The sequence below is a fragment of the Streptomyces antioxidans genome (genome assembly GCF_000968685.2).
Classification (GTDB): Bacteria; Actinomycetota; Actinomycetes; order Streptomycetales; family Streptomycetaceae; genus Streptomyces; species Streptomyces antioxidans.
In genome coordinates, this window is the sequence record NZ_LAKD02000118.1 from 1 (window position 1) to 20,636 (window position 20,636).

The 20,636-nt window shown below is 71.9% G+C and carries 19 protein-coding genes and 1 pseudogene; 13 read left to right on the top strand and 7 right to left on the bottom strand.

The window, feature by feature from the left end:
* A pseudogene (locus VT50_RS32395) lies at nt 1–308 on the bottom strand (SRPBCC domain-containing protein); the annotation flags it as partial.
* Nucleotides 305–1,285, bottom strand: a complete 981-nt coding sequence (locus VT50_RS32400) for an aldo/keto reductase (RefSeq protein WP_046090806.1) — start codon at nt 1,283–1,285, stop codon at nt 305–307. The gene VT50_RS32400 and the pseudogene VT50_RS32395, both read right to left, overlap by 4 nt.
* Nucleotides 1,286–1,412: 127 nt before the next feature.
* Here VT50_RS32400 and VT50_RS32405 point away from each other — a divergent pair, with 127 nt between their 5' ends.
* Both VT50_RS32405 and VT50_RS32410 read left to right on the top strand, forming a co-directional pair.
* On the top strand, nt 1,413–2,462 hold the full coding sequence (locus tag VT50_RS32405; RefSeq protein ID WP_046090807.1) for an LLM class F420-dependent oxidoreductase: 1,050 nt from the start codon (nt 1,413–1,415) through the stop codon (nt 2,460–2,462).
* A 395-nt stretch (nt 2,463–2,857) separates the two neighbouring features.
* Entirely contained in the window at nt 2,858–3,691 is an 834-nt protein-coding gene (locus tag VT50_RS32410; RefSeq protein ID WP_046090808.1) for a hypothetical protein, read from the top strand.
* Between the two features lie 14 nt (nt 3,692–3,705).
* Here the strand turns inward: VT50_RS32410 and corA are convergent, their stop codons facing one another.
* Complete coding sequence (gene corA, locus VT50_RS32415; protein ID WP_046090809.1) at nt 3,706–4,698, bottom strand: magnesium/cobalt transporter CorA; 993 nt, start codon at nt 4,696–4,698, stop codon at nt 3,706–3,708.
* A gap of 97 nt (nt 4,699–4,795) precedes the next feature.
* Between corA and VT50_RS32420 the strand changes: the two genes are divergently transcribed.
* From VT50_RS32420 to mshC, 4 genes are all read left to right on the top strand, one after another.
* Complete coding sequence (locus VT50_RS32420; protein WP_046090810.1) at nt 4,796–5,491, top strand: histidine phosphatase family protein; 696 nt, start codon at nt 4,796–4,798, stop codon at nt 5,489–5,491.
* Between the two features lie 123 nt (nt 5,492–5,614).
* The gene (locus tag VT50_RS32425; protein WP_037956497.1) at nt 5,615–6,205 is read left to right on the top strand and encodes a DUF3090 domain-containing protein; all 591 of its coding nucleotides are present in this window, start codon (nt 5,615–5,617) and stop codon (nt 6,203–6,205) included.
* Entirely contained in the window at nt 6,169–7,104 is a 936-nt protein-coding gene (locus VT50_RS32430) for an SCO1664 family protein (RefSeq protein WP_206269521.1), read from the top strand. Before VT50_RS32425 ends, VT50_RS32430 begins: the two co-directional genes overlap by 37 nt.
* A gap of 166 nt (nt 7,105–7,270) precedes the next feature.
* Nucleotides 7,271–8,500, top strand: coding sequence for a cysteine--1-D-myo-inosityl 2-amino-2-deoxy-alpha-D-glucopyranoside ligase (gene mshC / locus VT50_RS32435; protein WP_046090812.1), 1,230 nt, complete (start codon nt 7,271–7,273; stop codon nt 8,498–8,500).
* A 170-nt stretch (nt 8,501–8,670) separates the two neighbouring features.
* Here mshC and VT50_RS32440 read toward each other — a convergent pair whose 3' ends face one another.
* Entirely contained in the window at nt 8,671–9,879 is a 1,209-nt protein-coding gene (locus VT50_RS32440; RefSeq protein ID WP_075200587.1) for a PAC2 family protein, read from the bottom strand.
* A gap of 338 nt (nt 9,880–10,217) precedes the next feature.
* On the opposite strand from VT50_RS32440, the gene VT50_RS32445 reads away from it, so the two are divergent.
* The 7 genes from VT50_RS32445 (at nt 10,218) to VT50_RS32475 (ending at nt 17,963) form a co-directional block, all read left to right on the top strand.
* Nucleotides 10,218–11,537, top strand: a complete 1,320-nt coding sequence (locus VT50_RS32445; RefSeq protein WP_420822247.1) for an enolase C-terminal domain-like protein — start codon at nt 10,218–10,220, stop codon at nt 11,535–11,537.
* Entirely contained in the window at nt 11,534–12,310 is a 777-nt protein-coding gene (locus VT50_RS32450) for an SDR family NAD(P)-dependent oxidoreductase (RefSeq protein ID WP_046090814.1), read from the top strand. Before VT50_RS32445 ends, VT50_RS32450 begins: the two co-directional genes overlap by 4 nt.
* 96 nt (nt 12,311–12,406) lie before the next feature.
* Nucleotides 12,407–13,441: a sugar ABC transporter substrate-binding protein gene (locus VT50_RS32455; protein WP_046090815.1), complete on the top strand. Its 1,035-nt coding sequence runs from the start codon at nt 12,407–12,409 to the stop codon at nt 13,439–13,441.
* A gap of 2 nt (nt 13,442–13,443) precedes the next feature.
* Nucleotides 13,444–15,030, top strand: coding sequence for a sugar ABC transporter ATP-binding protein (locus VT50_RS32460; protein ID WP_046090816.1), 1,587 nt, complete (start codon nt 13,444–13,446; stop codon nt 15,028–15,030).
* Entirely contained in the window at nt 15,027–16,061 is a 1,035-nt protein-coding gene (locus VT50_RS32465; protein WP_046090817.1) for an ABC transporter permease, read from the top strand. The genes VT50_RS32460 and VT50_RS32465 overlap by 4 nt, the downstream gene beginning before the upstream one ends.
* 16 nt (nt 16,062–16,077) lie before the next feature.
* Entirely contained in the window at nt 16,078–17,085 is a 1,008-nt protein-coding gene (locus VT50_RS32470) for an aldo/keto reductase (protein WP_206269522.1), read from the top strand.
* Nucleotides 17,086–17,105: 20 nt separating this feature from the next.
* The gene (locus VT50_RS32475) at nt 17,106–17,963 is read left to right on the top strand and encodes an amidohydrolase family protein (protein ID WP_046090818.1); all 858 of its coding nucleotides are present in this window, start codon (nt 17,106–17,108) and stop codon (nt 17,961–17,963) included.
* A 93-nt stretch (nt 17,964–18,056) separates the two neighbouring features.
* Here VT50_RS32475 and VT50_RS32480 read toward each other — a convergent pair whose 3' ends face one another.
* The 3 genes from VT50_RS32480 to VT50_RS32490 form a co-directional block, all read right to left on the bottom strand.
* Nucleotides 18,057–18,728 carry a FadR/GntR family transcriptional regulator gene (locus tag VT50_RS32480; protein WP_046090819.1) on the bottom strand — a complete coding sequence of 224 codons (672 nt, stop codon included), beginning with the start codon at nt 18,726–18,728 and terminating at the stop codon, nt 18,057–18,059.
* 157 nt (nt 18,729–18,885) lie between these two features.
* Nucleotides 18,886–19,356 (bottom strand): hypothetical protein, encoded by a 471-nt coding sequence (locus tag VT50_RS32485; RefSeq protein WP_046090820.1) that lies wholly within the window; start codon nt 19,354–19,356, stop codon nt 18,886–18,888.
* A 205-nt stretch (nt 19,357–19,561) separates the two neighbouring features.
* Nucleotides 19,562–20,620 carry an LLM class flavin-dependent oxidoreductase gene (locus tag VT50_RS32490; protein WP_046090821.1) on the bottom strand — a complete coding sequence of 353 codons (1,059 nt, stop codon included), beginning with the start codon at nt 20,618–20,620 and terminating at the stop codon, nt 19,562–19,564.
* Nucleotides 20,621–20,636 lie beyond the last annotated feature (16 nt).

Sequence of the window (20,636 nt, forward strand, 5' to 3'; positions counted from 1 at the left end):
GAGCTCTCGGGGCCCCCGGCCGTGTCGTGTCCGTCGGGTGCCGGGGCGCCGTTGCCCGCGTCCGCCTCGCCGCTTGCCTCCGTGTCGCCGCCCGCCTCCGCGCCGCCCTGGCCTGTTCGTCGGCCGGACGTGCCCTCCCCGGCGGGGGCCTCTGCCTCATCGGTCCCGCCCTGTCCGGCGGCCGTGGCCGCCCCCGCGGGGGCGCCGGGGGATCCCGCTGCCACCGGTGGTGCCGTCTGCTCTGGGGACCCCGGGGCGGCCTCCTCGGGCGCGGGTGCGGCGTCGCCGGTGAGGCGGTCGGTGCTCACAGCGTGCTCCAGTCCTGATCGGGATAGCGGTGCACGGGCGCCGACACATCGTCGAGCGCCTGGCAGATCTCGTCCGGAAGACTAAGGGCCTCCGCCGACAACGCCGCCCTCAGCTGCTGGGCGTTGCGCGCGCCGACGATCGGGGCGGTGACGCCCGGGCGGTCGCGGACCCAGGCCAGGGCCACATTGAGCGCGGTGGTCGCCAGGCCGTCAGCGGCTATGGCGACCGCCTCGACGATCCGGCTCGCCTCCTCGTCCAGATACGGCTCGACGAACGCCGCGAGCTCGGAGGCGCCGCGCGAGTCGGCGGGCGTCGTATGGCGGTACTTGCCGGTGAGCACACCGCGGCCCAGCGGCGAGGACGGCAGCAGCCCGACGCCCAGGTCGAGCGCGGCGGGCAGCACCTCGCGCTCCACACCGCGCTGGAGCAGCGAATACTCCATCTGCGTGCTGGCCAGCCGGGTGTGCGCGCCCGAGGAGGCCAGCTGCCAGGTGGCGGCCTTCGCGAGCTGCCAGCCGCTGAAGTTGGACACCCCCGCATAGCGGGCCCGCCCGCTGCTCACCGCGATGTCGAGCGCCTGAAGGGTCTCCTCGAGCGGGGTGAAGGGGTCGAAGGCGTGCACCTGCCACAGGTCGACATAGTCCGTGCCCAGCCGCTCCAGGGAGGCGTCCAGCGCGGCCAGCAGATGGCCGCGCGAGGCGTCGAAGCGGCGGTCGGGGTCGGGCACGCTACCGGCCTTGGTCGCGATCTGGAGGTCGCGCCGGGGCAGCAGCCCCTCCAGCAGCTGCCCCAGGAGGTATTCGGCGCCGCCGTCCGCGTACACATCCGCGGTGTCGACGAGCGTCCCGCCCGCCTCCCAGAACGCCTTGAGCTGATCCGCGGCGTCGTGTTCGTCGGTGTCCCGCCCCCAGGTGAGCGTGCCGAGCCCGAGCCGGGAGACGCGCAGGCCCGTGCGGCCGAGGTGCCTTAGCTCCATGAACGTCGAGATTACTGGCCGCGAAGCGCCCCGTGGCAGCCTGTGGATAACCCACCCCTGACGTATCGGGGCCATGCGCGCTACAGTCCCCGGAAGAGCGACATTACTGATCAGTAAGGGGTGCGGTATGAGGCTCGGCATCAACCTCGGCTACTGGGGTGCCGGAATGGACGCGGACAACCTCGCGGTCGCCCGCGAGGCCGACAGGCTCGGCTATTCCGTCTGCTGGGCGGCCGAGGCCTACGGTTCGGACGCGGCCACGGTGCTCGCGTGGGTCGCCGCGCAGACCGAGCGCATCGACGTCGGCTCCGCCATCTTCCAGATCCCGGCCCGCACCCCCGCCATGACGGCGATGACCGCCGCCACCCTGGACACCCTCTCCGGCGGCCGCTTCCGCCTCGGGCTCGGCGTCTCGGGGCCGCAGGTGTCCGAGGGCTGGTACGGGACCCGGTTCGACAAGCCGCTCGCCCGCACCCGCGAGTACGTGGAGATCATCCGCAAGGCGATGTCGCGCGAGCGGCTGACCCACGAGGGCCAGAACTGGACCCTGCCGCTGCCCGACGGCCCCGGCAAGCCCCTCAAGCTCACCGTGCACCCGGTGCGGGAGTACATCCCGCTCTACATCGCGGCCATCGGCCCGAAGAACCTGGAGCAGACCGGCGAGATCGCCGACGGTGCCCTGGTCCTGTTCTACGCGCCCGAGCACGCCGAGGCGACCACCCTCAGCGCGCTCCGCACGGGCCGCGAGAAGGCGGGCAAGGACCTCGAGGGCTTCGACGTGGTGCCCACCGTCCCCATGGCACTCGGCGACGATGTCCGCGCCCTCGCCGACCAGTTCCGCCCGTACACCGCGCTCTACGTGGGCGGCATGGGCAGCGCCAAGCAGAACTTCTACAACAAGCTGGCGCAGCGCATGGGGTACGAGAAGGAGGCCGCCGAGATCCAGGAGAAGTACCTCGCAGGGGATAAGGAGGGCGCCGCCGCGGCCGTCCCCCACGAGCTGATCGACTCCACCTCGCTGCTCGGCCCCGTCGAGCGCATCGCCGACCGCATGCAGGCGTACGCGGGGGCCGGGGTCACCACCCTGTCGCTCACGCCCTCGGGCTTCACGCTGGAGGAGCGGCTCGCCGGGCTGCGGGCGGGCGTCGAGGCCCTGGAGCGGGCCGGGCTCGCGTAACGCACGAGGAGCGGACCCTACGGCGCCGCGCAGAGAAGCCGGGAAGCCCGGAAGCCGGGAAGCCGAGAAGCCAGGAAGCCAGGAAGCCGAGTAGCCGGGAAGCCGAGAAGCCCGGCGGCCGGGAGACCGCGAAGCAGAGAAGCCGGGAGACGGGGAAGGCCGGGCGCCCGAAAGAGCCGGGGAGCCGGGAGATTTCCGCGGCCGTGGTGGGGGCTCGGGGGTCTTCCCCGCCACGGCCGTCACCCAGCACAACGCCTCCGCCGCCCAGGGGTTACGCGGACGCGGCGTATGGACGGATCCCCCGTTCGGCCGAGCCGGATGCCCCAGCTGTTGCCGCCGCCCCCACCGGGCCGTTGACTTTTTCTGCGCACGACCAGCGCACGGAGGTGGCGGCGATGCTCTCGGCGAAAAGCGTGTTCCAGGAGATCCTCGACAACGACGAGTCGTTCCGGCTCTTCTGCTCCGTCGCGGCCAGCGGGGAGGCCCAGGGAGGCTGGGAGAACGGCCGGATCGCCGCCCTCGTGCCCGAGAGCAGCCGCTCCCTCGCGCCCAAGATCGCCCGCCATGGCGCCGACGAGGACAAACACGGCCGGATCTTCAACGCCCTGCTCCGCAGGCGCGGTCTGGAGCCCATGGAGGTGCCCCCCGAGACCGACTACACGATGCTCCTCGAGGCCCGCGGCATCGGCCTCGCCCATGACAAGCTGCGCCGCGACGAACCGCTCACCGAGCACGACATCGTGGTCTACCTCGCCCACAGCAGGGTCACCGAACAGCGCGCCTCCGCCCAGATGATGATGTTGCGCGGGTACTTCGGCGACCACCCCGACCTCGGCCGCGCGGTGCGCATGATCGCCGACGACGAGGACAACCACCTCGCCTACTGCCACGAGGAGCTGCTGCGCCTGGCCGCCGGTGGGTACGGCCGGACCATCCAGCGGACCCTGCGGGAGAGCGCGCTCGCCGAGATGGAGGTCTACCGGGACGTCAGCCTGGCCGTGATGGCCCATATGGGACGTCTCCTAGGCTGGCCCAGGCCGAAGTCCGCGCTGCTCGAGGCGGGGATCCAGGCCCTGCACACATACGAGCGGCTGGGCGGCTGGCGGCGCATGGTGTCCCTGCGGATGCCCGAGCGGCGGAACGCCCTGGGCGGCCCCGCGAAGAGCGCTCCTGCCGCGCCAGGAGCCCCGGAGGCGCCCGAGGCCCCCGAGGCTCCCGAGTTCGTCTGAGGCCGACGGACGGCTCAGAGCCACCCGCGCCGCTTGAACCAGCGGTACAGCAGCGCGATCACACCGCCCATGAGCACGATCACCGCCGGGTATCCCCAGGACTGCTCGAGCTCCGGCATGTGCGTGAAGTTCATGCCGTAGATCCCGGCGATCATCGTCGGTACCGCGGCCATGGCAGCCCACGCCGAGATCTTCCGCATGTCGTCGTTCTGCCGCACGCCCATCTGCGCGAGATGGGCGGAGAGGACGTCGGACAGCAGCCGGTCCAGCCCCTCCACATGCTCGTTCACCCGGGTCAGATGGTCGCTGACATCGCGGAAGAACGGCCGGGAGCCCTCGTGCACGAACGGCACCCCGGCGCCGCTGAGCCGCTCCATCGGCTCCCCCAACGGCCCGGTCGAGCGGCGGAATTCCATCACCTCGCGCTTGAAGGCGTAGATCCGCCCCGCGGTGTTCTGCCCGGCGCCCGCGTTCGGGGCGAAGACCTCCGTCTCCAGCTCCTCCAGGTCCCCGTGGAGAGCGTCGGCCACGTCCAGGTAGTGGTCCACGACCGCGTCGGAGACCGCGTACATCACCGCCGTGGGGCCGTGCTGCAGCACCTCGGGCGTCTTCTCCAGCCGGTCGCGCACCGAGCCGAGCGGATTGGCCTCGCCGTGCCTTACGGTCACCACGAAGGAGTCACCGACGAAGACCATCAGCTCACCCGCGGTGACGGTCCCGGCCTTGTCGTCGTACTGCACCGGCTTGAGCACCAGGAACAGCGAGTCGTCATAGACCTCCAGCTTCGGCCTCTGATGGGCGCCCAGGGCATCCTCAACGGCCAGCGGATGCAACCCGAACTCGCTGGTGACCAGCTCGAACTCCTTCTCGGTCGGCTCATGAAGACCGATCCACAAGAAGGCGTCCCCACGCGCCCGCGCCTCGTCCAGGGCGTCGGAGAAGTCAGCGGGTCCCTCGGAGCGGGCCCCGTCCCGGTAGATGGCACAATCCACGATCACGCTGCGCATTGTGCCTCGCGCGATGCCCATCGGCACAGGGGGACCCTGTGCGGGAACGGTGCGGATCCCCGCTGAGCGCCGCCGGAGGGGTCGTAGGGTGGCAGCCATGCCCATGCTGATCCTCGTACGGCACGGCCGGTCCACCGCCAATACCGCGGGCATCCTCGCGGGCTGGACACCCGGTGTCGCCCTCGACGAGCGCGGTACGGCCCAGGCCGCGTCGCTGCCCGGAAGACTGGCCGGGGTGCCGCTCGCCGCCGCCGTCACCAGCCCGCTGCAGCGCTGCCGGGAGACACTGGCCCCGCTGCTCGCCGCCCGCCCCGAACTGCCGCTGCACCCCGACGACCGGATCGGGGAGTGCCACTACGGCGACTGGTCGGGCCGGAAGCTGGCCGAGCTCGCCGATGAACCACTGATGAACATCGTCCAGCAGCATCCGTCGGCGGCCGCCTTCCCCGGTGGCGAGTCCATGCGCGCCATGCACGCGCGCGCGGTCGAGGCGGTGCGCGACTGGAACGCCTCGATCGAGCGGGAGCACGGCGCCGACGCGGCCTATCTGATGTGCTCCCACGGGGACATCATCAAGGCGCTGGTCGCGGACGCCCTCGGACTCCATCTCGATCTGTTCCAGCGGATCTCGGTCGAGCCCTGCTCGGTCACCGCGATCCGGTACACCCCGACCCGGCCCTTCCTCGTCCGTCTCGGCGACACCGGGGACTTCGCCGGTCTGGCGCCGCGTGAGGAGAACACCGGCGACCGCGGCGGGGACGCGGCGGTGGGCGGCGACGCGGGAGCACCGTGATCGCCGTGCGCAGTAGGGTGGTGCCGCGGTGCGAGGGCGCCGTGACAGCCGTGACCGGGCGGTCGTGACACCCAGCGGTCAGCAGTCAGTCAGCCGAGCAGTCGAATCAAATGGAGCAGGACGTTGTCCCGTCAGGTGTTCCTCTATGACCCGCCGGACCGTTTCGTCGCCGGTACGGTCGGGCTGCCTGGTCGCCGTACCTTTTTCCTGCAGGCGTCCGCCGGTAGCCGGACCACCAGTGTCGCGTTGGAGAAGACGCAGGTCGCCGCGTTGGCCGAGCGGATAGATGAGCTGCTGGACGAGGTGGTGCGGCGCACCGGCGGAAACGCCCCGGTCCCCGCCGTCGCGCCGACCGAACTCAGCGACACAGGACCGCTGGAAGTCCCCGTGGAGGAGGAGTTCCGGGTCGGCACCATGGCACTCGCCTGGGACGGCGAGGAGCAGCGGATGATCGTCGAGGCGCAGGCCCTGGTCGAGTTGGAGGCCGAGTCCGAGGAGGACCTGGCCGAGGCCGAGGAGCGGCTGCTCCAGGACGATGTGAACGGCCCGCCCATGCTGCGGGTGCGGCTGACCGGGACGCAGGCGCGCGCGTTCGCCAAGCGCGCCCTGGAGGTCGTCAACGCCGGCCGGCCGCCCTGCCCGCTGTGCAGTCTGCCGCTCGACCCGGAGGGACACGTATGTCCGCGCCAGAACGGATACCGCCGCGGAGCCTGACGCCGCCCACCCGTCTCCCACCGCCACACTCGACGGAGGCTTCGCGCCTCGTGCCCCCGGCCGAGCTGCTGGCCCTCGGTGAGCTGACGGTGCGCGGCCGGGTCCGGGAGGCGTCCAACGCGGTGCTGTACTGCACGGTCGAGTACGAGGGCCACAGCGCCCCTTGTGTCTACAAGCCGGTGGCCGGGGAGCGGCCGCTGTGGGACTTCCCCGACGGCACCCTCGCCCAGCGCGAGGTCGCGGCGTACGAGATCTCCGAGGCCACCGGCTGGGGCCTGGTGCCGCCCACGGTGCTGCGCGACGGGCCGTACGGGCAGGGGATGTGCCAGCTCTGGGTAGAGGTCGAGACGGCCACGGGCGAGCCGGACGGGGCGGATGGCGGACCGGACGGCGACGGCTCGGAGGGGGCCGGGGGAGCGGAACTGCTCGCGCTCGTCGACGGCGATGAACCGGGCCCCGGCTGGAAGGCCGTGGGCTACGCCGAGGTGGGCGGCGGCCGTACGGCGCTGCTGGTCCACGCCGACGACGTACGGCTGCGCAGGCTGGCCGTCCTGGACGCGGTGATCAACAACGGCGACCGCAAGGGCGGCCATCTGCTGCCCGCGGCCGGTGGCCGGCTCTATGCGATTGATCACGGAGTGACCTTCAACGCCGACGACAAGCTGCGCACCCTGCTGTGGGGCTGGGCCGGGGAACCGCTGCCGGAGGACGTGCTGGAGGTGCTGCGACGGCTGGCGGGCGAGCTGGCCGACGGCGCCCCGCTGGGCGCCCGGCTGGCGGAGCTGATCACCGGGGCCGAGATCGAGGCCCTGCGGGCCCGGGTCGCCGCGCTGTTGCGCACGGGGAAGCACCCCGAGCCCAGCGGCCAGTGGCCCGCCATCCCCTGGCCGCCGGTCTGAGCGAATGGGCCGGTTACCTGGATCGCGGCTCCCTGGATCGCGGATCGCGGATCGCGCGGCGCAAGCAGCTCGTGGGCGTCCGCGCAAGACCACCCATCCGGCCAACACCGCCCAACACCACTGGTCCGGTTCGTATACGGACGCTGCATCCGGTTACGCTCATTGCATGTATGCCTGGCCCGCTTCTGAGGTTCCCGCCCTGCCCGGCAGTGGCCGCGACCTGAGCATTCACGACACAGCGACCGGGGGACGGATCACCCTGACCCCCGGTCCCGTCGCGCGCATCTACGTCTGCGGGATCACCCCGTACGACGCGACCCATATGGGTCATGCGGCGACCTACAACGCGTTCGACCTCGTTCAGCGCGTATGGCTCGACACCAAGCGCCAGGTGCACTACGTCCAGAACGTCACCGATGTCGACGATCCCCTGCTGGAGCGGGCGCGGGAGAACGGCGACGACTGGACCGCCCTCGCCGAGCGCGAGACCGCCCTCTTCCGCGAGGACATGACGGCCCTGCGGATGCTGCCCCCGCGGCACTACATCGGCGCCGTCGAGGCGATACCGGGCATCGTGCCGCTCGTGGAGCGGCTGCGTGACCTGGGCGCCGCCTATGAACTCGATGGCGATACCTACTTCTCCGTGGAGTCCGACCCCTCCTTCGGCTCGGTCAGCCGACTCGACGCCGAGGCCATGCGGCTGCTGTCCGCCGAGCGCGGTGGCGACCCGGAGCGCCCGGGCAAGAAGAACGCCCTGGACCCGATGCTGTGGACGGCCGCCCGTGACGGCGAGCCGAGTTGGGACGGCGGGTCGCTCGGCCGCGGCCGCCCCGGCTGGCACATCGAATGCGTGGCCATCGCCCTGGACCACCTCGGCATGGGCTTCGATGTGCAGGGCGGCGGATCCGATCTCGCTTTCCCGCACCACGAGATGGGCGCCTCGCACGCCCAGGTCCTCACCGGTGAGCGGCCGTTCGCCAAGACGTACGTCCACGCCGGGATGGTGGCCCTGGACGGCGAGAAGATGTCCAAGTCCAAGGGGAACCTGGTCTTCGTCTCGGCGCTGCGCCGCGACGGCGTCGACCCGGCGGCCATACGGCTCGCACTGCTGGCCCACCACTACCGCTCGGACTGGGAGTGGACGGACGCGCTGCTGAGGGAGGCCGAGCAGCGCCTTGACCGCTGGCGTGCCGCCGTCTCGCGGCCCGACGGGCCGTCGGCCGACGCCCTGGTGGATGAGATCCGTAAGGCGCTCGCGGACGACCTGGACTCCCCGGCCGCCGTGGCCGCCGTGGACCGCTGGGCCGCCGCGCAGTCGGCCACCGGCGGTACGGACGAGGGGGCGCCAGGACTGGTCTCGCGCGCCGTGGACGCGCTGCTGGGCGTGGCCCTCTGACGCCTCGTCGGGGCGCCGCGCCGCGACGGTGAACGCATGAGCCCGTGCCGGGGTCGTCCCGGCGCGGGCTCTTCGCTCTCCCGTGCGCGACGCAGTACGTGGCGGGGTGCGCGGCGTGCGGTGGTGTGGCGGGTGTGGCGTGCCGTCGTGGGCGCGTGCGGCGGGCGTGGTTACCGGTCGGAGCCGGAATCTTCGTCCCCGCCGCCCCCGTCGAGGGGGGAGCCATCCCGGTCCTCGGCGCCCTGGCCGTCGTCCGCCCCCTTGGCGCCGTCCGTGGCCGCGTCTTCGTCCTTGGCCGCGTCCGCGTCCTTGGCCTCGCTCTCGGCTCCGCCGCCGGTGCCCTCGGCGCCGTGGGTCTCCTCGGCGTCGCCCTCCTTGGCGACCTCGTCGTCCTTGGCCACCTCGTCCTTGGGGGACGGCTTGCGCGGCCGCCCGTGGCCGCTGGAGGGGTCGCGCAGATAGGGGGCGCCCGGGGCTCCCGTGCCGCCCTCCAGGCCGCCGCTCTCGGTCGCATGGCCGCCGGTGGGGCCGGGCTGGCCGTCGCGCCGCCGCAGATAGCGCTCGAACTCGCGGGCGATCGCCTCGCCGGACGCCTCGGGCAGCTCGGCGGTGTCCCGCGCCTCCTCCAGCGACTGGACGTACTCGGCGACCTCGCTGTCCTCGGCGGCCAGCTGGTCCACGCCCAGCTGCCAGGCCCGTGAGTCCTCGGTCAGCTCGCCGAGGGGGATGCGCACCGCGATGAGGTCCTCGAGGCGGTTCAGCAGCGCCAGGGTGGCCTTCGGGTTCGGCGGCTGCGAGACGTAGTGCGGCACGGCCGCCCACAGGCTCACCGCCGGGACACCGGCGTGGGTGCACGCCTCCTGGAGGACCCCGACGATCCCGGTCGGGCCCTCGTAGCGGGTCTCCTCCAGATCGAGGCTGCGGGCCAGGTCCGGGTCGGAGGTGACCCCGCTGACCGGCACCGGCCGGGTGTGCGGGGTGTCGCCGAGCAGGGCGCCGAGGATGACGACCATCTCCACGCCCAACTCATGGGCGTAGCCGAGGATCTCGTTGCAGAACGACCGCCAGCGCATGCTCGGCTCGATACCGCGCACCAGCACCAGGTCCCGGGACTTCTCCCCGGTGTCCGCCCGGACCACCGAGAGCCGGGTCGTCGGCCACGTGATCTTGCGCACCCCGCCCTCCAGGGCCACGGTGGGCCGGTTCACCTGGAAGTCGTAGTAGTCCTCGGCGTCGAGCGAGGCGAAGACCTCGCCCTTCCACTCCCGGTCCAGGTGCCCGACCGCGGTCGAGGCGGCGTCTCCGGCGTCGTTCCAGCCCTCGAAGGCACAGATCATGACCGGGTCGATCAGCTCGGGAACCCCCTCAAGCTCGATCACCCAGCGCCTCCTTCCGACCGGGGCGGACGGATGGTGCCGCCTCCAGCTGCAGTTTCCCATTGCGTGCCCACCAAGCCTACGGCTTTCCGGGGCTCCGGCCGCAGCCCCCATCCGGGAGTACTAGGAGATTCATCCGATCTGTCCTTCGAAAGTTCGGACACACCTCTGGACGTAACCCTTAGGGCAGCGCTATACATCGGATCATCGCGAAAGGTCCGATGTTCTCTCTCGCGCATCGTTTCAGGGAGTCCCCATTGAGTCAGCGTCCCTCCGTCACCGAGCTCGAGGTCCATGACATCCGGTTTCCCACCTCGGAGCAGCTCGACGGCTCGGACGCCATGAACCCGGACCCCGACTACTCCGCCGCCTATGTCGTGCTGCGCACCGACGCGGGGGAGGGGGCGGCGGGCTCCGAGGGGCACGGCTTCGTCTTCACCATCGGCCGCGGCAACGATGTCACCGCTGCCGCCATCCGCTCCCTGCGCCCCCATGTGGTGGGCCGCCCCGCGCCCCTGACGGCCGCCGATCTCGCCGCCCTGCACCGTGAGCTCACCCATGACTCCCAGCTGCGCTGGCTCGGGCCCGAGAAGGGCGTCATGCACATGGCCGCGGGCGCGGTGGTCAACGCCGCCTGGGACCTCGCCGCCCGGCAGGCCGGAAAGCCGCTGTGGCAGTTCCTCGCCGGGATGTCGCCCGAGGAACTGGTCGGGCTTGTCGACTTCCGCTACCTCAGCGACGCGCTCACCCCGGAGGAGGCGCTGGCCATCCTGCGCGCCGCCGAGCCCGGCCGCGCCGAGCGGGCCGCGCGGCTGCGCGAGCGGGGCTACCCCGCCTACACCACCTCGCCCGGCTGGCTCGGCTACTCCGATGAGAAAATGATCAAGCTGGCACAGGAGGCCGTCGCCGACGGCTTCGACCAGATCAAGCTCAAGGTCGGGTCCGATCTGGACGCGGACCTCAGACGGATGCGGCTCGCCCGCGAGGCGGTCGGCCCGGACGTGCGCATCGCCGTGGACGCCAATCAGCGCTGGGACGTGGCGGAGGCGGTGCGCTGGATGAGCGCCCTCGCGCCGTACGACCCGCACTGGATCGAGGAGCCCACCAGCCCGGACGACGTCCTCGCCCACGCCGCCATCCGCGCCGGACAGCCGGTCAAGGTCGCCACCGGCGAGCACGTCGCCAACCGCGTGGTCTTCAAGCAGCTGCTCCAGGCGGGGGCGGTGGACTTCGTCCAGATCGACGCGGCACGGGTCGCGGGGGTCAACGAGAACCTCACGATCCTGCTGCTCGCCGCCAAGTACGGACGCCCGGTGTGCCCGCACGCGGGCGGCGTCGGGCTGTGCGAACTCGTCCAGCACCTGGCCATGTTCGACTACGTGGCCGTCTCGGGCAGCTGGGAGGGCCGGGTCATCGAGTATGTCGACCACCTCCACGAGCACTTCGCCGATCCCGCTGTCGTCGAGTCGGGCCGCTACCGGGCTCCGACCGCGCCGGGCTTCTCCGCCCGTATGTACCCAGAGTCGATCGCCGCCTACCGCTATCCGGACGGGCCCGAATGGCAGGCCCGCCTCGCACGGCCCGCACCCGCTCGGCCCGCGCCGGTTCCGCCCGTACCGGCACCGTCCGCATCCGCACCGCCTCAGGAGGACCACCAGTGACCACCGGCGACTTCGAAGGGCTGGCCGCGCTTGTCACCGGCGGCGCCTCCGGCATCGGCGCCGCCATCGCCGCCGCGCTGCGCGACCGGGGCGCGCGGGTCGCCGTCCTCGACCGCGATCCGTCCGGCGCCCCGGACGGCACGCTGCCGCTCAAGGCCGATGTCACCTCCGACGAGGGGGTGAGGACCGCGGTGGACGCGGCCGTGGCCGAGTTCGGCGCCCTGCACACCGTCGTCGGCAACGCGGGGATCGGCGCGATCGGCAGCGTCGAGGACAACTCCGACGAGGAGTGGCACCGGGTGCTGGACATCAATGTGCTGGGCCTGGTCCGCACCGCGCGGGCCGCGCTGCCCCATCTGCGGGCCGCCGCGGCCGACCGGCCCGGAGCCGTCTCCATCACCCACACCTGCTCGATCGCCGCCACCGCCGGGCTCCCGCAGCGCGCCGCCTACAGCGCCAGCAAGGGCGCGGTGCTGTCGCTGACCCTCGCCATGGCGGCGGACCACATCCGCGAGGGGGTGCGCGTCAACTGCGTCAACCCCGGCACCGTGGACACCCCCTGGGTCGGCCGGCTGCTCGACCGGGCCCCCGACCCGGCGGCCGAGCGCGCCGCCCTGGAGGCCCGTCAGCCCACCGGACGGCTGGTCTCCGCCGACGAGGTGGCGGCCGCCGTCGCCTACCTCGCCAGCCCCGCCGCCGCGGCCGTCACCGGCACCGCGCTGGCCGTCGACGGAGGGATGCAGGGGCTGCGGCTGCGCCCCGCCTCCTCCTGAGACGCCCGCCCGGCCGCTTGACGGGACGGCACCACCGCCGGACCGCTTCGCACCCTCCGCACCACTCGACCCAGGAACGACCAAGGACGGGACTCGATGACGAGACTCCGCACCACCGCCACCGCCGCCTGCGCCGTGCTGCTGGCCGCCGCAGCGCTCACCGGCTGCAACCGAGAGAGCAATGGCGCCGGCGGCGGCAAGGTCGGCATCGACATGCCGCGGACGGACACCGACTTCTGGAACTCCTACCAGCAGTACCTGGAGAAGGGCGTCGACAAGGGCACGGTCTCCGCGCTCCCGCTGTCCAACTCGCAGAACGACATCGGCAAGCTGGTCGCCAACGTCCAGGCGTTCACCGACCAGGGCGCCAAGGCGGTCATCATGGCGCCCCAGGACACCGGGGCCATCTCCTCCACCCTGGAGCGGCTGGAGGAGAAGAAGATCCCGGTCGTCAGCGTGGACACCCGGCCCGACTCCGGCAAGGTCTACATGGTGGTGCGCGCCGACAACCGGGCGTACGGCACCAAGGCGTGCGAATACCTCGGCGAGAAGCTGGGCGGTAAGGGGCGGGTCGCCGAGCTCCAGGGCGACCTCAGCTCCATCAACGGCCGGGACCGCTCGCAGGCGTTCGCCTCCTGCATGAAGAAGAAGTACCCCGGCATCAAGGTGCATGAGCTGCCCACCGACTGGAAGGGCGACGTGGGCTCCGCCAAGCTGCAGAGCCTGCTGGCCCAGCACAAGGACGTCAACGGCATCTACATGCAGGCGGGCGGCGTCTTCCTGCAGCCCACGCTGGCGCTGCTGGAGCAGAAGCGGCTGCTGAAGCCCGCCGGTTCGGCCAAGCACATCACGATCATCTCCAATGACGGGATACCCGAGGAGCTGGACGCGATCCGCTCAGGGAAGATCGACGCCACGCTCTCCCAGCCCGCCGACCTCTACGCCCAGTGGGCCCTGAACTACGCGAAGGCCGCTCTGGACGGCAAGACGTTCAAACCCGGCCCCACCGGTCATGACTCCAAGATCGTCAAGATTGGGAACGGCCTGGAGGACCAACTCCCGGCGCCACTGGTCACCAAGGAGAACGTCGACGACAAGAAGCTGTGGGCCAACCAGCTCGAGAAGAAGTGACCATGGCCGAAGCCGAACAGCCCGCCGTCGTACGCGCCCGGGGCATCGTCAAACGGTTCGGGCCCACCGTCGCGCTGGACGGCGCCCGGCTGGCGGTGCGGCCCGGGGAGGCCCACGCGCTCGTCGGGCGCAACGGGGCGGGCAAGTCCACCCTGGTGTCCGTCCTGACCGGGATGGAGCGCCCGGACGAGGGCGAGGTCACCTTCGCGGGCGAGCCCGCGCCCGGCTACGGCGACACCGCCGCCTGGCAGCGCAAGGTGGCCTGTGTCTACCAGAAGTCGATGGTGGTCCCGGACCTCACGGTCGCCGAGAACCTCTACCTCAACCGCTTCCCGGGCGCCGGGCGCATCCACTGGCGCGCCCTGCGCGAGGACGCCCGCGCGCTGCTGGCCGAGTACGGCGTGGCGGTGGATCCGCAGCGGCGGGCGAAGGACCTCAGCGTCGAGCAGCGGCAGTTCGTGGAGATCGCCCGCGCGCTCTCCTTCGGCGCCCGGCTGATCATCCTCGACGAGCCCACCGCCCAGCTCGACGCGGGCGGGATCGACCGGCTCTTCGCCAAGCTGCTCGAGCTGCGTCGGCAGGGGGTCGCCTTCCTGTTCATCTCGCACCATCTGCAAGAGGTCTACGAACTCTGCGACACCGTCACCGTCTTCCGCGACGCCCGCCATGTGCTGACCGCCCCGGTCGCCGGCCTCCCCAAGGAGGAGCTGGTGGCGGCGATGACCGGGGACGGCGGCGGGGCACCCGGGGGCGACTCCCGGGCCGTCGTCCGCGCTCCCGTCGCCCATAAGGAGGCCGACCCGGCCGGGGAGCCGGTGCTGCGCACCGAAGGGCTCGCCCTGGAGGGCGAGTTCGACCCGCTGGACCTGGTGGTGCGCCCCGGCGAGGTGCTCGGCCTGGCCGGGGCCACGGCCAGCGGCAACACGGCGGTCGGCGAGACCCTGGTGGGCCTGCGCAAACCGGCCGGCGGGCGGCTGTCGGTGCGGGGGCGGCCGGTGCGCCCCGGCAGCGTGCCGCACGCCATCGACGCGGGCATCGGCTACGTGCCCGAGGACCGCCACGACCAGGGCCTGGTCCTGGGCCGCAGCGTGGCCGAGAACGCCACCCTGACCGTCACCGACCAGCTCGGTCCCTACGGCACGGTGCTGCCCTCCCGGACCCGCGCCTTCGCCCAGCGGATGATCACCTCCTTGGACATCAAGACCTCCGGCCCTTCGCAGCCGGTTTCTGGTTTGTCCGGCGGAAATCAGCAAAAGGTCGTCATCGCGCGGGCGCTGGCCCGTGAGCCCAGCGTCCTGGTCGCGATCCGCCCGACCGCCGGGGTCGATGTGAAGTCCAAGGACGCGCTGCTCGGCGTCGTACGGGACGTGGCCGCGTCCGGGAGCGGCGCCGTCATCGTCTCCGACGAACTGGACGATCTGCGGGTCTGCGACCGGATCCTGGCGTTCTTCCACGGGCGGGTGGTCGCCGAGTTCGGCAGCGGCTGGAGCGACCGTCAGCTCGTGGCCGCCATGGAGGGCATGACCGAGCCGGGCACGGGCGGCACGGCGGGGGATACCGAAGACCGCACAGAAGGAAGGCAGACATGACCGATACCGCACGGCAGCGGACCGCCGAGGCGGTGGCTGACGACCCGGCGGGGGGCCGGCCGCGGATCGACTTCGCGCGCTGGCGCGATCTGTCGCTGGTCCCCGTGATCTTCGTCCTCGGGGTGATCGGCTTCATCGTCTCGCCCGCCTTCCTCACCCAGGACAACCTGATCGGGGTCGTCCAGCAGTCCACCGAGCTGGGGCTGCTGGTGCTGGGCGAGGCGCTGATCCTGATCAGCGGGCGGATGGACCTCTCCCTGGAGTCGACCATCGGCGTGGCGCCGGTGATCGCCCTGTGGTTCGTGCTGCCCGAGCACGGGGCGCGGTTCGAGGGCCTGGGGCTGCTGCCGGTGTGGACGGCGATACCGCTGTGCCTGGCGGTCGGGGCGCTGATCGGCGCGGCCAACGGCTTCCTGATGCTCAAGCTGCGCGTCAACGGCTTCATCGCGACCCTGGGCATGCTCACCATGCTGCGCGGACTCCAGGTCGGCGTCGCCGAGGGCCAGTCGATCGTCAACGTCCCCGAGTCCTTCCGCTACCTCGGCAAGGCCGAGTGGCTGGGCGTGCCCGCCGCCGTGTGGATCTGCCTGGGGCTGTACGCACTCGGCGGCCTGGCGCTGGGCTATCTGCGGCACGGCCGCTCGCTGTACGCGATCGGCGGCAACCCCGAGGCCGCGCGCGCCGCGGGCATCCGGGTGGACCGGATCACCTGGATCGTGCTGAGCGTCGGCGGACTGCTGGCCGCCTTCGCGGGCGTCCTCTACACCGGCCACTACGGCTCCGTCGCCGCGACCCAGGGCAACGGCTGGATCTTCCAGGTGTTCGCCGCGGCGGTCATCGGCGGCATCAGCCTCAAGGGCGGCCGCGGCACCCTCTTCGGCGCGCTCACCGGCGTACTGACGCTGCAGCTGGTGGTCAATGTGATGACCCTCGGCGGGGTACCACCCCTGTGGAACCAGTTCATCAACGGCTCGATCATCATCGTCGCGCTGATCATCTCCCGCTACGCCAGCGGCGAGAAGCAGGACTGAGAGCCGGGAGGAAGCCATGGCGGTCAACGGCGGACGGGTCCCCAGCGGCCCGCGCGAACTGGGGCGCTCGGGGGTGCGCGTACCACCCCTGGGCCTTGGCTGCGCACCGCTGGCCAACCTCTACCAGGCGGTGCCGGAGGAGCGCGCGCTGGACACCGTAAGGGCGGCGTTCGACACCGGCCTCACCTATATGGACACCGCGCCGCACTACGGGGTCGGACTGTCCGAGGAGCGGCTGGGCCGGGTGCTGGCCGGGCGCGACCGCGCCGGGTACACGCTCTCCACCAAGGTGGGGCGGCGGCTGCGGCCGCGCGCCCCCGGGGAGCCCGTCCAGGCGGACGGTTTCGCCGACACCCCCGACCGGGTCCGGGAGTGGGACTTCACCCGGGACGGCATCCGCGCGAGCCTCGAGTCCTCCCTGGAGCGGCTGGGGGTCGACGCCGTGGACATCGCCTACCTCCACGACCCGGAGGACCACGTCCGTGAGGTCCATGAGACGGGCTTCGCGGCGCTGGCCGAGCTGAAGCGGGAGAAGCTCGTGAAGGCCATCGGCTTCGGGATGAACCACAGCGACCTCCTCGCCCGGTTCGTCGCCGACTTCGATGTGGACGTGGTGCTGTGCGCCGGGCGCTGGACGCTGCTGGAGCGCACCGCCTTCGACGATCTGCTGCCGGTGTGCGAGCGGCGCGGCACCTCCGTGGTGGTCGGCGGGGTCTACAACTCCGGGCTGCTCGCCGACCCCGCGCCCGGGGCCCGCTACGACTACCGGCAGGCGCCGCCCGAACTCCTCGCGCGGGCCCGGCGGCTGGCCGAGGTGTGCGCCGAGTTCCAGGTGCCGCTGCGGGCCGCCGCGCTGCGCTTCCCCTTCGGCCACCCCGCGGTGGCCGCGGCGGTGGTGGGCTGTGCCTCCCCGGCCGAAGTCCGGGACAACGCCGAGCTGTTCGCCCACGACATCCCCGGTGAGCTGTGGCAGGCCCTGGTCCGGCGCGGTCTGCTCGACGACGACATCCCGCTGCCGGTCTGAACCCCTGAAGGAGTGCCCGCATGCCTTCGCCGCGCCGAATCGACGCCCATCACCACCTGTGGGACCTGACCCGCCGTGAGCAGCCGTGGATGGACGGCGCCTGGGCCGAGCCCATCCGCCACACCTTCACTCCGGACGACCTCGCCCCGCACTTGGACGCGCACGGGATCGACGCGACCGTCGTCGTCCAGTCCAGCTCCTCGGTGGCGGAGACCCGGGAGCTCCTCGCCCTGGCCGCCGGATCGGACCGGATCGCGGGCGTCGTCGGCTGGGCCGACCTCACCGACCCCGGGGTGGGCGGGGTGCTCGCGGAGCTGGCCGCCGGGCCCGGCGGCGACCGGCTGGTGGGTTTGCGCCACCAGGTGCAGGACGAGCCGGATCCGCGGTGGCTGGGCCGCGCCGACGCCCGCCGGGGGCTGGCCGCCGTGGCCGACGCGGGGCTGGTCTACGACCTGCTGGTGACCCCGCGCGAGCTGCCCGCGGCCCTGGACGCCGTCCGTGAGCTGCCCCAGCTGCGCTTCGTCCTGGACCACGCCGCCAAGCCGCCGGTGGCGAGCGGCGAGCGGGACCCCTGGGCGGGGCAGCTGGCCGCGCTCGCGGCCCTGCCCAACGTCGACTGCAAGCTGTCGGGCCTGGTCACCGAGGCCGACTGGGACGGCTGGAAGCCCGAGCAGGTGCTCCCGTACGCCCGGCACGTCCTGGACGCTTTCGGGCCCGGCCGGGTGCTGTTCGGCTCCGACTGGCCGGTGTGCGTCCTGGCCGCGAGCTACGACGAGGTGGTGGCCCTCGCGGACCGGGCCACCCTCCGGCTCACCGAGGACGAGCGCGCCGCCGTCTTCGGCGGCAACGCGGCCCGCGCCTACGGTCTTGGGGCTTAGGAAGGTCCGCGTCTGCGGTCTGGGAACGTGGGAAGGCCCCCAGCCTGGGAACGTAGGAAGGCCCCAGCGGGGCCGGGGCGGGCCCCGGTGGGCTCACAGCGTGGAGCGCAGCCACTGCTCCACGCTCGCGATGTGCACCGTCGCCCAGGACCGTGCCGCCTCCGCGTCGCGGTCCCGCAGCGCGGCCAGGATCGCCCGGTGCTCGTGGAGGGTGCGGCTGACCGCGTCCTCCTGCGTCAGACCGCGCCACACCCGGGCCCGGGTGGTGGGCCCGGAGAGCCCGTCCAGCAGCGAGCAGAGCACCGAGTTGCCCGAGGACTGGACGATGCCGCGGTGGAACTCCAGATCGCAGGCGACCAGCTCCTCCACCGAGGGCTCCTGCCCGAGCACGTCCAGCTGCTCCTGGAGCCGGTCCAGATCGGCGTGGCTGATCCGGGTGGCGGCCAGCGCCGTGGCCGCGGGCTCCAGGATCCGCCGCACCGCCAGGAACTCCAGTACCGTGTCATCGCGGTGGAAGTCCACCACGAAGCTCAGCGCCTCCAGCAGCAGCTGGGGGTCGAGGCTGGTCACATAGGTGCCATCGCCCTGGCGTACGTCGAGGATCCGGATCAGCGACAGCGCCCGGACGGCCTCGCGCAGCGAATTGCGCGACAGTCCCAGATCGGCGGCCAGCTCACTCTCCTTGGGGAGCCGGTCACCGGGGCGGAGCGCGCCGGAGACGATCATGCCCTTGATTTTTTCGATCGCCTCGTCGGTGACCGCCATGGTGGACCTCCCCAGGCCAAACATCCGATGTATCAGGGCTCCATTATGACGTATGACGTGCGCGAACCGGCGGCGTCTGCCGAGGACGCCGCCGGTCCGCTGTGACCTTCTGCCGGAAGAGCCCGAAAGCGGGCTCAGCGCCGGTTCATCGGATGGCTCAGAAGGTGAACGGCCCTGGGGACTGCGCCGAGGTGGCGGTGCAGTCGACCGTGATCAGGCCGAAGATGACCAGCTTGAGCGACTTGGCCTCCAGGACGTCACCCGAGGCCACCGTGCCGTTGAGCGGGCCGGTGGTCACATCGGAGCCGGTCGGGATCGCCGGGTTGGAGTTCCCGGTGAAGGTGGTGGTGTCGGAGCCGTTCTTCGACAGCGTCAGCGTCGAGTTCACCGAGCCCGCCGGAACGTCGATCGGGGCCTTGATCGCCCCCGAGGACAGGGTGATGGTCGCGTCGGTCCCGCTCTGCGTGGCCGTCAGGGTGGCCTCGCCCGAGCCGTAGCTTCCGCATTCGGCGGACAGGGTGGCGGTCGTGGGGTCGACCGCGGACGCGGTCGGGGCCAGCGCCAGGGCGCCGGCGGCCAGCGCTGCTGCTCCCATTGCCGTGCTGATCCCGAGCTTGAACCGTCTCATGGGATTGCCTTCCGGAGTGGGGGAAAGTGCGGCTGATATGTGGGGGAGGTCCCCGCCCGTCATCCACGGGCGATGTCATTGATGCGCGCACCGCCGAAGAAGGCAAGAGCGATACAGCAGATTTTTAACGCGTCGGTAAGTTCGCGGCCGCCGTGGACCGTCCGCCAACTGACCGACACACGCGGCGAGTTGGGCGGATCCGCGGTCAGCTCCAGAGCGTGCTCGGCGCCTCCCTGCGCACCACCGGGGCGATGTCCTCGGCGAACCTCTGCAGGGTCTCGATCTGCCGGGACCGGCTCAGCCCGATCCCGTCAACCGTGATCGACTGGAGGTCGTGCCCGTACAGCTCGTGATAGGCGAGGATCTTGTCGATGATCTGCTGCGGGCTCCCGATGAGCTGAGGACCGTTCTCGATCGCGTCCTCGATGGTGCGGAACGGGGTGTTGTAGCCCGGCTTGTCCGTCAGATGGGGTTTGAAGTTCTGCCGCACCCGCGCCTCATAGTAGTCCTTGTACTGGTCGATCGCCCGCTGGGTGGTGTCGGCGATGAACAGCCCGCCGGACCCGGCCGCCACACGCGCGGTCGCCGGATCGTGCCCGTACGCCTCGAACCGCTCGCGGTAGTGGCGGATCAGCTCCGCGTACGCCTCGCGCGGCTGGATGGCGTTCGCCGTGAACAGCGGATCGCCGTGTCTGGCGGCCAGCTCGGGTGAGTTGCGGCTGGTGGCCGAGCCGTGCCAGATCCTGGGGAGCCCGTCGTAGGGGCGCGGCACGGTCGTCACGTCCTTCAGCGGCGGCCGGAACTCTCCCTTCCAGGTGACCTTCTCCTCGCTCCACAGCCGCCGCAGGAGCTCGTACTTCTCGGCCTGGAGGTCCCACTGCCGGTCCTCGTCGAGGCCGAAGAGGTCGAAGTGCCCGGCCTCCGCGCCCTTGCCCACCACCAGCTCGATCCGGCCCCGGGAGAGCTGGTCCAGCGTGGCGTAGTCCTCGGCGACCCGCACCGGGTCCAGGATCGCCACCACGGTCACACCGGTGAGCAGCCGGATCCGGGACGTGCGGGCCGCGAGCGCGCCCAGCACCACCGTCGGGCTCGAGGACAGGAACGGCCCGGCGTGCCGCTCGCCGACGGCGTACGCGTCGAAGCCGAGCCGTTCGGCGGCCACCCCCGTCTCCACGACGTCCTCGAACCGCTCGGCGGCGGAGGGCAGTTCACCGGTCAGGGGATGCGGGGCGTGGCTGATCAGCGAGAGTACGGAGAACTTCATGGTGTCCTTCCAGCGT